The 13,145-nt window shown below is 31.4% G+C and carries 14 protein-coding genes; 4 read left to right on the top strand and 10 right to left on the bottom strand.

Going from position 1 to position 13,145, the window contains the following annotated elements:
* Positions 1 to 3 precede the first annotated feature (3 nt).
* Complete coding sequence (locus tag V1T75_RS11845) at positions 4 to 549, bottom strand: DUF1599 domain-containing protein (protein WP_330488740.1); 546 nt, start codon at positions 547 to 549, stop codon at positions 4 to 6.
* 80 nt (positions 550 to 629) lie between these two features.
* On the opposite strand from V1T75_RS11845, the gene folP reads away from it, so the two are divergent.
* Both folP and cdaA read left to right on the top strand, forming a co-directional pair.
* Positions 630 to 1,448 carry a dihydropteroate synthase gene (folP, locus tag V1T75_RS11840; RefSeq protein ID WP_330488739.1) on the top strand — a complete coding sequence of 273 codons (819 nt, stop codon included), beginning with the start codon at positions 630 to 632 and terminating at the stop codon, positions 1,446 to 1,448.
* A gap of 80 nt (positions 1,449 to 1,528) precedes the next feature.
* A complete protein-coding gene (gene cdaA, locus V1T75_RS11835) occupies positions 1,529 to 2,311 on the top strand; it encodes a diadenylate cyclase CdaA (protein ID WP_330488738.1) in 783 nt (260 codons plus the stop codon).
* A gap of 47 nt (positions 2,312 to 2,358) precedes the next feature.
* Here the strand turns inward: cdaA and V1T75_RS11830 are convergent, their stop codons facing one another.
* The 3 genes from V1T75_RS11830 to truA all read right to left on the bottom strand — a co-directional run bounded on the left by V1T75_RS11830 (position 2,359) and on the right by truA (position 5,385).
* Positions 2,359 to 2,814, bottom strand: coding sequence for a hypothetical protein (locus tag V1T75_RS11830; RefSeq protein ID WP_330488737.1), 456 nt, complete (start codon positions 2,812 to 2,814; stop codon positions 2,359 to 2,361).
* Positions 2,815 to 2,884: 70 nt separating this feature from the next.
* Entirely contained in the window at positions 2,885 to 4,651 is a 1,767-nt protein-coding gene (locus tag V1T75_RS11825; protein ID WP_330488736.1) for an ABC transporter ATP-binding protein, read from the bottom strand.
* Complete coding sequence (gene truA, locus V1T75_RS11820; protein ID WP_330488735.1) at positions 4,651 to 5,385, bottom strand: tRNA pseudouridine(38-40) synthase TruA; 735 nt, start codon at positions 5,383 to 5,385, stop codon at positions 4,651 to 4,653. The genes V1T75_RS11825 and truA overlap by 1 nt, the downstream gene beginning before the upstream one ends.
* A gap of 249 nt (positions 5,386 to 5,634) precedes the next feature.
* Here truA and V1T75_RS11815 point away from each other — a divergent pair, with 249 nt between their 5' ends.
* A complete protein-coding gene (locus V1T75_RS11815) occupies positions 5,635 to 6,132 on the top strand; it encodes a metallophosphoesterase family protein (RefSeq protein WP_330488734.1) in 498 nt (165 codons plus the stop codon).
* On the opposite strand, the gene V1T75_RS11810 is transcribed toward V1T75_RS11815, so the two are convergent.
* From V1T75_RS11810 to V1T75_RS11795, 4 genes are all read right to left on the bottom strand, one after another.
* Entirely contained in the window at positions 6,115 to 7,941 is a 1,827-nt protein-coding gene (locus V1T75_RS11810; protein ID WP_330488733.1) for a tetratricopeptide repeat-containing sensor histidine kinase, read from the bottom strand. The genes V1T75_RS11815 and V1T75_RS11810 overlap by 18 nt on opposite strands.
* 14 nt (positions 7,942 to 7,955) lie before the next feature.
* Positions 7,956 to 8,618 carry a hypothetical protein gene (locus V1T75_RS11805; protein ID WP_330488732.1) on the bottom strand — a complete coding sequence of 221 codons (663 nt, stop codon included), beginning with the start codon at positions 8,616 to 8,618 and terminating at the stop codon, positions 7,956 to 7,958.
* Between the two features lie 271 nt (positions 8,619 to 8,889).
* On the bottom strand, positions 8,890 to 9,546 hold the full coding sequence (locus tag V1T75_RS11800; RefSeq protein ID WP_125066889.1) for a response regulator: 657 nt from the start codon (positions 9,544 to 9,546) through the stop codon (positions 8,890 to 8,892).
* Positions 9,547 to 9,764: 218 nt separating this feature from the next.
* Positions 9,765 to 10,199: a DUF4293 domain-containing protein gene (locus V1T75_RS11795; protein WP_330488731.1), complete on the bottom strand. Its 435-nt coding sequence runs from the start codon at positions 10,197 to 10,199 to the stop codon at positions 9,765 to 9,767.
* Positions 10,200 to 10,398: 199 nt separating this feature from the next.
* On the opposite strand from V1T75_RS11795, the gene rho reads away from it, so the two are divergent.
* Complete coding sequence (gene rho / locus V1T75_RS11790; RefSeq protein WP_330488730.1) at positions 10,399 to 12,003, top strand: transcription termination factor Rho; 1,605 nt, start codon at positions 10,399 to 10,401, stop codon at positions 12,001 to 12,003.
* 47 nt (positions 12,004 to 12,050) lie between these two features.
* On the opposite strand, the gene V1T75_RS11785 is transcribed toward rho, so the two are convergent.
* Both V1T75_RS11785 and V1T75_RS11780 read right to left on the bottom strand, forming a co-directional pair.
* Complete coding sequence (locus V1T75_RS11785; protein WP_330488729.1) at positions 12,051 to 12,599, bottom strand: 5-formyltetrahydrofolate cyclo-ligase; 549 nt, start codon at positions 12,597 to 12,599, stop codon at positions 12,051 to 12,053.
* 4 nt (positions 12,600 to 12,603) lie between these two features.
* On the bottom strand, positions 12,604 to 12,969 hold the full coding sequence (locus V1T75_RS11780) for an MmcQ/YjbR family DNA-binding protein (RefSeq protein WP_330488728.1): 366 nt from the start codon (positions 12,967 to 12,969) through the stop codon (positions 12,604 to 12,606).
* Positions 12,970 to 13,145: the final 176 nt, after the last annotated feature.

Genomic DNA, 13,145 nt, shown 5'->3' with positions numbered 1-13,145 from the left:
AGGTTAATTATCTGATTCAGAAAGGTGAATCATGGCAAAAATAGCATAATTAATCATATCTTGATAATTAGCATCAATTCCTTCAGAAACTAAAGTTTTGCCTTGATTGTTTTCTATTTGTTTTACACGAAGTAGTTTTTGCAGAATTAAATCGGTTAATGAAGAAACTCTCATGTCTCTCCATGCTTCACCATAATCATGGTTTTTATTTTCCATTAACTCTTTAGTAATCTTTATGTGTTTGTTGTATAGGTTTGTAGCCTCTTCGGTAGTTAAATCAGGTTGTTCAACAATGCCTAATTCAATTTGAATCAATGCCATTGTAGAGTAATTGATAATGCCAATAAACTCCGATTTCTCTCCTTCATCAACTTTTCGTTCAGTATTTTCTTGTAATTGGCGTATGCGTTGAGCTTTTATAAATATTTGGTCAGTTAATGAAGGGAGCCTTAAAATTCTCCAAGCACTACCGTAATCGCTCATCTTTTTTACAAACAAATTTCTACATTCTTCAACTACAGCATCATACTGTTTAGAGGTGTTCTGCATCTTTCTTATTTAAAAGTATTCGACCAAAAATAGTAAATATTACAAGCTTTTCGTTTATTTTTACTTGGAAATTTAGCAAGATGACAATTAATTGTAAAGGAACCTTAGTAGATTTAACCAAGCCTAAGGTTATGGGGATTTTAAATGTAACTCCAGATTCTTTTTTTGATGGTGGAAGGTATAAAAATGAAAATGAAGTTCTTGTTCAAGTTGAGAAAATGTTGAAAGAAGGAGCTGTATTTATTGATGTAGGTGCGTATTCTTCAAGACCTGGAGCAAAACATATTTCAGAAGAAGAAGAGTTACAAAGAATGCTCCCTGTAGTGGAGTTGTTGGTTAAAAACTTTCCTGAAATTATGATTTCGGTAGACTCATTTAGAAGTAGGGTAGCGGAGCAATCGATACATGCTGGAGCTGCACTAATAAATGATATTTCTGGAGGAAAGATGGACGAACAAATGTTTGAAACGGTCGCAAAACTTCAAGTTCCATATATTATGATGCACATGCAAGGAACGCCACAAAACATGCAACAAAACCCACAATATGAAAACGTGGTTACTGAAGTGATTTCCTTTTTTGCAGAGCAGCTTTTTAAATTGCGTGAACTAAAGGTGAATGATGTAATTATTGATGTTGGTTTTGGTTTTGGTAAAACGCTCGATCAAAACTATGAGTTACTTAAAAACTTGTCACTATTCAAAAGTTTAGATGTTCCCATTTTAACTGGTGTTTCAAGAAAATCAATGTTGTATAAGTTGTTAGGTGTTACACCGAAAGAAGCTTTAAATGCTACTACCGTAGCTAATACAGCTGCTTTGTTAAATGGTACGCATATTTTAAGGGTGCATGATGTAAAGGAGGCAGTTGAGGCGGTTAAAATTGTGGGGCAGTTGTAATAAAATCCTTACATTTACTTATCAGGCAATTTATAATGCCTAAAAACTTGTTTTTAAAGTTAAAAAACTTCAAAAAATTAATGAATTTAGATTTTATCGATTTTTCGTTTCTTGATGTATTGGATATTTTTTTAGTAGCAGTGCTGCTTTTCTATATTTATAAGTTGTTAAAGGGAACAGTAGCGATTAATATTGTTATAGGAATAGCTTTCATATTTTTAATTTGGAAGGTTACACAGACTTTAAAAATGGAAATGCTAAGTGGTATTTTGGGGTACTTGCTGTCTGGAGGAGTTATTGCGTTAATTATTGTGTTTCAACAAGAAATTAGAAAGTTTTTATTAATGATAGGAACTACTAATTTTTCAACCAAAAAAGGTTTTTTAAATCAGTTAAAGTTTTTAAAGACTGAAATTCATTCTGAAACAGATATTGAAACTATTTTAATGGCGTGTGCTAATTTATCAAAAACAAAAACTGGAGCATTATTGGTGATAGAAAAAACAAATAATCTCGATTTTTTAATTAATACTGGTGATAAAATGAATGCGTTGGTTAATGAAGCGATTATTGAGAGTATTTTTTATAAAAATAGTCCGTTACATGATGGAGCAACAGTTATTAGAGATAACTATATTGTGGCAACTCGAGTAATTTTACCAGTTTCTAATAGTGCTAAAATACCTTCTAGGTTTGGGTTGCGTCATAGAGCTGCTATTGGTGTTAGTGAGAAAACAGACGCACTTTGTTTATTGGTTTCAGAAGAAACGGGAGAAATTTCATATATAAAAGATGGAGAGTTTGTGTTGTACAAATCACTCGAAGAACTTCATAGGAAATTAGAAAAAGATGTAATGGCATAAAAAAAGCTCGCAATTTGCGAGCTTTTTTGTTTTCTGTTCAAAAAAGATTATTGAGCAGGAGCCATTTTAGATTGAATAGCAGTCATCACGCTATTGAATTTTTTAGTAGCTTCTTCGTCTAAGTTAGCAACGATTTCTTTAGCTTGTTCAGCTAACTCAACACCTTTTTTAGCTAATTCAGAGTTTTTAACTACATCTCCTTTAGCTTCGATATAATCTTTAGCATATTGAGAATAAGACTGTAAGTATTCTCCTACTTTAGGGTCTTCAAATTCTGGAATTTCGATACCTTCGATTGCAGATTGTACAGCTTCAACAGCTTCTTCAGTAGCCTCTTTAGCTTCTTCAGTAGCCTCAGCAGCAGCTTCTTTAGCTTCTTCAGTAGCTTTTTCTACAGTTTCAACAGCATCTTTGGCAGCGTCTTTAGCTTCTTCTTTAGTGTTTTTACATGATGTTGCTAATAAAGCACCAACAACAAATACTGATAAAATTACTTTTTTCATCGTTAATTGATTTTTAGTTTTTAAGATTGAATAACAAATGTACTATTTTGATTGATGTAAACAAATTTATTTACATCACCGTTTCACTATTAAACTGTTTTTCGTACAAATTCTTATAATAGCCCTCATGTTTTTTTAATAATTCTGTATGATTTCCTTGTTCAACTATACGTCCTTTGTCCATAACTATAATTATATCAGCCTTTTTAATAGTTGCTAAGCGATGAGCAATTACAATAGAAGTCCTATTTTTTGTGATTTCATCAGTGGCGTATTGAATCATTTGTTCAGAATGTGCGTCAACTGATGAGGTAGCTTCATCTAAAATTAAAATACTAGGTTTACTAACATAGGCGCGTAAGAAGGCAATTAATTGACGTTGGCCTGAAGACAACATACCTCCGCGTTCTTTTACATTATAATGATAATTGTTAGGAAGGCTCATTATAAAATTATGTATTCCAATTTGTTTAGCAGCAATTTTAACTTCTTCAAGAGAAATATCTTGGTTGTTAAGAGTGATGTTATTTAAAATACTATCTGAAAATAGAAATACATCCTGTAGCACTACGGCTATTTTTTGGCGTAAAGAGGTTATTTGGTAGTCTTGAACAGGGATGTTGTCGATAGAAATCTCACCACTATCTATTTCATAAAAACGACTGATCAAATTAATAATGGTTGATTTACCCGCTCCAGTGGCTCCAACAATGGCAACGGTTTGTCCTTTTGCAACCTCTAAGTTAATTCCTTTTAAAATCTCTTCCCCTTTTATATAGCTAAATCGTACATCTTTAAAATTAATTGTTCCCTGTATATTGGCTGCATGAATTGTACCGCTTTTGTCTATAGAGCTTTCAGTATCTATTATGTTGAAAACACGTTCACCGGCAACAATTCCCATTTGTAGTTGATTAAATTTGTCAGCTATTTGTCGCAACGGTCTGAAAAGCATTTGAGCCATTTTTATAAAACCAATAATAGCACCAACACTAACAGCCTTGTCTTCTACAACTTGTAACCCTCCGTACCATACAATTAAACCAATTGCTATAGAAGAGAGTATTTCGGCAATTGGGAAGAAGATAGAGTAATACCAAACGGTTTTAACATGTGCTTTTTTATGTTTATTATTAATTTCAATGAAGTTTTTGTATTCAATTCGTTCTCTATTAAAGAGCTGAACGATTTTCATTCCTGTCACTCTTTCTTGTACAAAACTATTTAGGTTTGCTACTTGATTGCGTACATCTTGAAAGGTAGACTTTATAGCTATTTGAAATAGTTTAGTAGCGTAAATTAATACAGGCAAGGTTGCAAGTGCAATTAATGCTAATTTCCAGTTTGTGAAGAACATTACAATGATTACTACAATCATTTTTAAAACGTCACTTACAATCATAAAAACTCCTTGCGTGAAAAAATTGGCGATAGTTTCTATATCTGAAACAACACGAGTTACCAATTTTCCTACTGAAGAATTATCAAAATACCCCATTTTAAATTGAAGTATTTTTCTAAAAGTTTTAGCTCTTATGTCTCTAATAATATGTTGTCCTACCCAGTTTGCGTAATAAATAAAACTAAACTGGAAAAAAACTTGGATAAGTAGTACTACTATCATGGCAATTGTGAAATACAATAGCCTAGAAAAATCTTTGTTTGCAATAAAATCGTCTATAGCTGTCATTAAAATGACAGGTGTTAGCACAGCAAATCCTGCTAATAAAATGGTAGATAATGCTGCAACGATAAACCGTACACGGTATTTTTTTGCAAAACTCATTAGTCTTGCAAAAATTTTAATGTCGAATGCTTTTCCTGTTGTTTTACTCACTATATATAGTCGTATATTACTTTTGTTAAAAATAAACCTTTTGCAGGAACTGAGACACCTGCTTTACTTCGATTTTTACTTTCTATGATTTTTTTAAAATCCTCTACAGTTATTTTTTCTAAGCCAACATCGATTAAAGTTCCTACAATAGAACGAACCATGTTTCTTAGAAAACGATTGGCACTGATATGAAACGTTAATTCACTCCCGTTTTTAATCCATTCAGCATTAGTTACTGTACAGTTAAATGTAAGTACATCAGTTTTTACTTTTGAAAAACATTCAAAATCTTCGTAATCGTACAAAATTGCTGCGGCTTTATTCATCAATTCTATATTTAATTGCTGACGGTGCAATTGCCAAGAGGTATCTAATAAAAAAGGATTTCTACCTAGCCAAATTTTGTATTCGTAACTTCTACTAAATGCATCGAAACGGGCATGAGCATCGTTAGGCACCAAGTGTGTTTTGAATATGACAATATCGTCAGGTAAAATAGCATTTAACTTGTAGGTAAAATTATCATTTAAAGGAACTGCTACATCAAAATGAGCAAACATTTGCGCTGCATGCACACCCGCGTCTGTTCTTCCTGCTCCTACAATGTTTATTTCTTCCCTTAAAATAGTGCTAATTGCCTTATTTATTTTTTCTTGAACTGAAATTGCATGTGGCTGTATTTGCCATCCATGATAATTTTTTCCGTTGTATGCTAATTCAATAAAATACCTCAAGAAGTGTAAAATTTTAAAGAGCTAAATTATAAAATTCTAATTTGAAAAGAGCTAGCGAGTGAAGTAAAATAATGTTTTTGTATATTATTAACATATGTTAACAGATTAACTGAGTATTTGTATTATTTTCGCAACCTCAATTTAGAATAAGATAGTGAATTCCCCTTTCATTAATATCCCCTAAGTATAAAGAAATCCATGATGTAGTATCGTGGATTTTTTATTTTATAATTTACTAGTTTTGCTTTAATGAAGAAAATCTTACTCCTTTCTGATACGCATAGTTTTATTGATGAACAAATTTTAAAGTTTGTAAAGCAAGCTGATGAGGTTTGGCATGCAGGTGATATAGGTAATTTAAATGTAACTGATACAATAAAGAAACTGAAGCCACTTAGAGCTGTGTATGGAAACATTGATGATAAAGATGCTAGAGCAGAATTTCCGCTAGATAATAAATTTACAGTTGAAGGTGTTTCTGTGTGGATAACTCACATAGGGGGCTATCCGAATAAATATAACCAAAGAGTTAGAGAAGAGCTGAGAATGAATACACCACAATTATTTATTTGTGGGCATTCGCATATTTTAAAAGTTCAATACGATAAAAAATTAAACGTATTACATTTGAATCCAGGAGCAGCAGGAAATCATGGGTTTCATAAAGTCAGAACCATGCTGCGTTTCGAAATAGATAAAGGCAATGTAAAAAATATGGAAGTTATTGAACTAGCTAACAGAGGTTAGTTTGCTAAGGTTTTTTTCTTTCTTTAGTATAGGAACCATGATATGTATAGAGGTGCCTACATTTACTTCAGACTTTATAGTTAGCTTACCGTCCATCATGTGAATTCTAGCTTCAACTTGGTTAAGGCCAATACCGTCAGAAAAAGAAGAAGACGAGGTAGAAAATCCTACCCCATCATCCTTAACGAGAACGGTTAGTTGATTTCTCTCTTCTTTTAAATCTATTTGTGCATGTTTGGCTTTACTATGTTTCAAGATATTGTTGATTAATTCTTGAATCACATTAAATATTTTGATTTCAAACTCTTGATTGTATCTGTTGATGTTTTTTGCTGAAACTTCAAGTTTTAACTGGCTGTTAGAATACTTTTTAACGACATCTTTAATAGCATACTCAAGTCCAAATTTCAATAAAATTGAAGAAACTAGGTTATGAGATAAGTCTCTTACTTTTTGTGAGGCTTCAGAAATAATAGCTTGTGTTTTTTCTATTTCTTGAGGAGTGTCTCCGTTAAATTGTTTTTTTGTAGCTGTTAAATGCATGTTAGCAGATGAAAGTAAAGCACTAACATTATCGTGTAATATTTCAGCAATGAGCTTTCGTTCGGTTTCTTTTCCGTCTATCGTAGCGTTAAGAATTTTAACTTGCGCTTCTGATTTAACCTTCTCAAGGTTTTGTTGCTGTATAAGCTTACTTTCAGAAAGTTTAAGACTTAGATTTTTCTGACGAAGTTTATAGTTGTATATGATTACTCCTGAAACAATTAGTACTAAAAAACTTAAAGCGCCAAAGAGCATAGAGGTTTTAGCTTCTTGGGCTTCTTCTAGTTTTCGTTGTTCTTCGACTAAGGCTGTTTTTTCTTTTTCTAGATCTACTTTTTGTTGAGCATAGACCTGCTCTACAGTTTTTCTAATTTCTTTGTCTCTTCTATCGTCCTTAATTAAATATGATTTTTCTTGATAGTCATAAGCTGTATAGTCTTTCATCTTATACAATGCCCAGGCTAAGTTAAAATATAAATCTTCTTTGAATCTAACGGCTTCATCAGTAGTATCTTTTTCTATTAAACTTATTGCGTTTAAATAGATTAATTTGGCGTCATTAAATTTTTTCTCTTCTAAATAAATACTGGCTAGATTTCCTAATGCTGCAGCTTCGTATATTTTATTATTATATTTTCTTCTTATCTCAATAGCCTTTCTCGCATACTCTCTAGCTGTTTTATAAGAGGATTCATAAAGGTAAATTCCTGATAGATTATTATAAGCTGAAGCTTTTACGTTTTCTAATTCATTGCTATGAAAATTTAAATCAATTATTTTAGAGTAATAGTTTTTAGCACTATCCAATTCTTGTAATCTAAAAAATTCATAACCAGCTCTTAGTAAGCTTTTTGCGTAATTGGTTTTATTTTTAGGAAGGGTGTTGTTGTTTTCATTAAAGCGACTATTTATAAGAGATATTTCTAAAGATTTTTTAAAATGAAATAAAGCTTTTTCATGATTATTAATCTTTCTAAATATTTCTCCTATCTGATAATGGCACAAATAACTTAATTCTGGATTTTTATTAGTGTCTATTTTATTTAATAAGGCTAGCGCATTCCTTAATGATTGAGAATACTTTTCGTCAGAATATAATTTTTTTACAGTTTTAAATTCTTGATTTAGTATAGAGTCACGTTTTTGAAAATAAGAATAATCTTTGTAGTTGTTTGCTTCAATAGATAAGCAACAACCAAATATTGAAAGAAAAAAATATAAACCTATAAAGGTCAAAAGTTGAGGTTTGTCGCTTTTGGTAGGCATTAATTAAAATTGTGTTAGATTAATTCTTGTATGATTCTAGGTTTTCTTTCAGCTGTTTCCTCTTCTGTTCTTCCAGAATATTTATGATTAACAAAATCCAACTTAAGCATTTTATCAGAATTCATTTCAAAATGTCTAGAAAATGTTTTTTGCAGGCTTTCACCAGCAGATAAATGTATTTCATACACATCTAGGTTTTCGTTATAAACGAAATCTGTGTTTACATTATCATTAACTGTAAAATCTAATTGATATGTGCCATCTTCATTTGCTGTAATACTATACGAATTTAAAAATTCTGTAATTCCTTTAGCGAAAGTAATATTTTCGTCTTCAATATATATGTTCTTTCGTTTTCCGTTATTTGTTTCTAAGAAACCTATTTTTAAATGATCGTTTTCAATAGAAAAACCATTAGAGTGTTTGGTAGCTGTTTTTTGTGGAGTTTCAGCTAAAATTATTTCTTTAGAGTTGTCTACATTAGTAACTGTTGTGACATCTGTGTTATCTGTTGTATTAAAATCAATAGAGTATGCACCACTAGCATCTCTTTTTAAGGTGTATGATTGTAATAAGTTTTCTGGGTTATTCTCTATAACTTCCGCTTCGTTGGAAGAACAAGAAGCGAAAATAACACTAAGACTTAAAGCTAGGAAATAAGGAGTAAATTTTTTCATGACTTAATTGGTGTTTATTGAGATTTAGATTTTTTAAAAAAAAAATAGCGATGTACTTAGGATAGATGTTAAGAGACGGGGGACGATATCTCTTAGGGGATAAAAGAAAACAAAATGAAGGGGTTTTCTATACTATGTTAAATAACGCGTACATCGCTATTGGGTTTTTATTGTTTGTAGTAGTCGATTAGCGATGCACATAGTGTATAGACTCGGGGGGCTTCTTCTTAATCTGGGGGACTAAAGAAAATTTGAAGGGTTGATTATGTCTTTACACTATTTTGTTTCTCACTGCATACATCGCTAAACCTACTACATTTTTTACTTTTAATTTTTTATATAAATTACTTCTATATGTTTCTACTGTTTTTATACTGACATTGAGTTTTTCTGCAATTTCATTAGAGCTTTTCTCTTTAGCAATAAGCTTTAATACAGCAATTTCCCTCTCAGTTAAATCTCCGTGCAAAAATTCTGGTTCATCTTCGTCTTTTGCATCTGACGCGTATAAGTCTAATAATTTTACTTTAATATCTTCACTAATGTATTGTATGCCATTGTGAACAACTTTTATAGCATCAATTATTTGCTCATTAGCTCGACTTTTATCAACAAAACCATTAGCGCCTAGTGCTATCATTTCTTGAACTAGTTTGGGGTCGCTTAAACTTGATAGTATTATCGTTTTAATATTTGTGTTACGTTTCTTAAACGTTTTTAAAACTTCAATACCATCCATTTCAGGCATATTTATATCTAAAACTAATACATCTGCTGTATTTTTGGAAGACCAGTTTATTACTTGTCTGCCAGTTAAAGAAAAACCTTCAACTTCAATGTCGTCTTCAGTATTTAATAAAGCAATGACTCCGTCTATTAAAATTTTATGGTCATCTGCTATATGAACTTTTATCTTGTTGTAATTCATGGTTGTTATTACAGTTACAAATTTATGAGGTTAAAAGAGTGTACACAATACACAGTATCCCTAATTGTTTCATCAACAACTCAGGGAAAACCCTGAGATTTTTTTAACATTTCTTTAACATTTAAGGTTGTAAGCCTTGAATAGCCTAGGAAACAAAAATAAAAAACCGAGATTTAAATCTCGGTTTTTTTCGCACTAAATATACTAAGATGTTAGGCTTATCGTAATCTATCTACAGATTTTACAAGATCTTCATCCTTTTTAATGGCTCTATTTGCTAAAACTAACAGCAAAATAACAATGATAGGAAAGAACATCCCAATACCTTTCTCAGAAACCGAAGCTTCTCCAGATAATGTTTGTGATAAATAAATCAATAGTCCTAATAAAAAAAGGTTTATCAAAATGTTTAAGCGGTTTAGTACAAATTGCAACTGGCGGTTTTTAAATAAAAATATTGTTACAAGAGCTACTAAAGCGGAAATAAAAAATAAGACAGGTATGCTTTTTTCTAAAATAGAGTTTCCAGAAAATAAATCTACAACATAAATAATGTCGGTTTGAGAATTACTCCAAAGACTAACTAAAAAAGTCAATCCTCCAGAGATAATTCCTGCTACTAATAAGTATATAGATTGTATTCTTTGTACCATAATTTTTTATCGGGTAGCAAATGTAATACTTCTTTTTTTAAAAAGAAATATTAGAAGTTAAAATATTTGTATATATTTGCCTTGTATGTAACCGCACAAAATTATTATATAGCCCCTATATAATTAGCACTCAAAACAAAACTTAATACAAAACAATTCTTTATACATAAGGAATTTTAGTAACTTAATTATTTAACGAATGTTCGATATTTCGGAATTAAAAACTAAAAAATTAGCTGATTTACAAGTTATTGCCAAATCAATAGGATTAACCAAGATTAGTCAACTAAAAAAGTTAGACTTGGTATACAAAATTTTAGATGCGCAAGCTGAAGCAAGTGCTAATGAGGCTAAACCTAAACCTGCACCTAAGACAGAGAAGCCAAAAAGGAAAAGAATAACTAAAACTGAAGCTAAAGCGACTACTGCTGAAAAGACAGATAATACTGTTGTTAAAGAAACTGAAGCCAAAAAAGCCCCAGAAAAAAAAGAAGTTGTTAATAAGCCAAAAAGATCAGAAGAGAAGAAGCAAGCTCAAGCTTCTGATGATAATAAAAAGCAACAACCTCAACAACAAAAACAACAGCATAATAAAAATCACAACAGAGGGAGTAAGCATAATAAAAATCAGAACACAAATAAACAACATCATAAAAGTGGGAACAAGTATCGTGATCCAGACTTTGAGTTTGATGGAATTATTGAAAGCGAAGGTGTATTAGAAATGATGCCTGATGGATATGGTTTCTTGCGTTCTTCTGATTATAACTATTTATCATCACCAGATGATATTTATGTATCACAATCTCAAATAAAATTATTTGGATTAAAAACGGGTGATACAGTTAGAGGTAATGTACGTCCTCCAAAAGAAGGTGAGAAGTACTTCCCGTTAATTAGAGTTTCAAAAATTAATGGATTAAATCCAAATATAGTACGTGACCGTGTTTCTTTCGAGCACTTAACTCCATTATTTGCTGATGAAAAATTTAATTTAGCAGAAAAAGGGAGTTCATTATCTACCAGAATTATCGATTTGTTTTCTCCGATAGGGAAAGGGCAACGTGGTATGATAGTAGCACAACCTAAAACGGGTAAAACAGTATTGTTAAAAGATGTAGCAAAAGCAATTGCCGCAAATCACCCTGAAGTATATCAAATTGTTTTATTAATTGATGAACGTCCAGAAGAGGTTACCGATATGCAACGTAGTGTACGTGGTGAAGTAGTTGCTTCTACTTTTGATGAACCAGCTGACAAACATGTACGTGTTGCCAATATCGTGTTAGAAAAAGCAAAGCGTTTAGTAGAATGTGGGCATGATGTCGTTATTTTGTTAGACTCTATTACGCGTTTAGCAAGGGCTTACAATACGGTAGCACCTGCATCTGGTAAGATTTTATCAGGGGGTATTGATGCCAATGCATTGCATAAACCAAAACGTTTCTTTGGAGCAGCTCGTAACATTGAAAATGGTGGTTCGTTAACTATTATCGCTACTGCACTTACCGAAACTGGTTCGAAAATGGACGAGGTTATCTTTGAAGAATTCAAAGGAACAGGTAACATGGAGTTACAATTAGAACGTAATATTGCCAATCGTAGAATTTATCCTGCTATTGATTTAATTAAGTCAAGTACACGTCGTGATGATTTATTATTAGATGAAAAGACAGTACAACGTATGTGGGTATTACGTAAGTATTTAGCTGATATGAACCCTATAGAAGCGATGGAGTTTATTCAAGACAGAATTAAAAGATCATTAAATAACGAGGAGTTCTTGATTTCAATGAACGGATAGTCGTTAGTTATATTAAATAAAAAAATCCTGCTCTTTGCAGGATTTTTTTATTTTGGGTATATCACAAAGTCCAGTGGAACATCAAATTCATGAGTGTCTTCTATTTTTTTAATAGGAGTAAAGAAGTTGAGTCCGATAATTTGAGTGCCTTCTCTACATTCTGATAAAAACCGATCATAAAAGCCTTTTCCGTAACCAACTCTATAGTTTTGTTCGTCAGAAATTAACATAGGAACAAAAACCAAATCGATGTCTTTTACATTTGCTTCTTCTGCATTTATAGGTTCTGGAACTCCAAATTTGTTGAGTTCCAGTTTGGTGTCTTTTTCAAAATAGAAATGAGTTAGTGAATCATCTTCGAAATTACAACGACTAACAATAATTCTTTTTCCTTTATCTCTAAAAAAATTGATGATAGGCTGTGTGTCTATTTCATTAAACTTTCGCATGGATAAAAACAAATGTACAGTATGAATATCACCAGTTTTTAGCTCGAATACTTGTTGATAAATGCTCTCTTGTAATTTTTCTTTTTCTGTTTGAGTAAGAGAGTTTCTCTTTTGCTTGTATAGTTTTCTAAGGTCAGATTTAAGCATTGGGTTACAACGATTTTAATTCTTCTTGAAGTTTTTTTGTTAATCCATTCACTATAAGTTCGTATGAATGGTCAATTAATTCAAAAGCAAAAGTATCAGAAACATCATTGTTTAAAGTAACTGTATTCCAGTGTTTTTTACTCATGTGAAATCCAGGATTGATGCTTTCGTACTCCGATCGTAACTCTAAAGCACGTTCAGGTTCACATTTTAAATTAACTTTAGGTTCATGTTGCTCCCAGCTATCTAAACCCGATAATGCAAACATTTTATTCATTACTTTAAAAACTAAAATATTATCATCAAAAGGAAAATGTTCAGTAACTCCTTTTTTGGTAATGCAATAGTTGCGAAATTCTTCAATATTCATTTTTTTTATTTTTATAGGATGTAACAACTAGAAAAATAATGGACATAAAACTAAGTAATAAGAAAAAGTATTTAACAGTATTTATGAGTATAAAAAATTCAAAACCTCCATGTATGTAATATTTATCAGCTTTTTCTTGAAGTGATATTAAACCATCATGGTTGTCTACATAATAA

It is taken from the genome of Tenacibaculum sp. FZY0031, from assembly GCF_036350695.1.
Taxonomy (GTDB): Bacteria; Bacteroidota; Bacteroidia; order Flavobacteriales; family Flavobacteriaceae; genus Polaribacter.
This window is presented reverse-complemented; position numbering and strand designations above follow the sequence as displayed.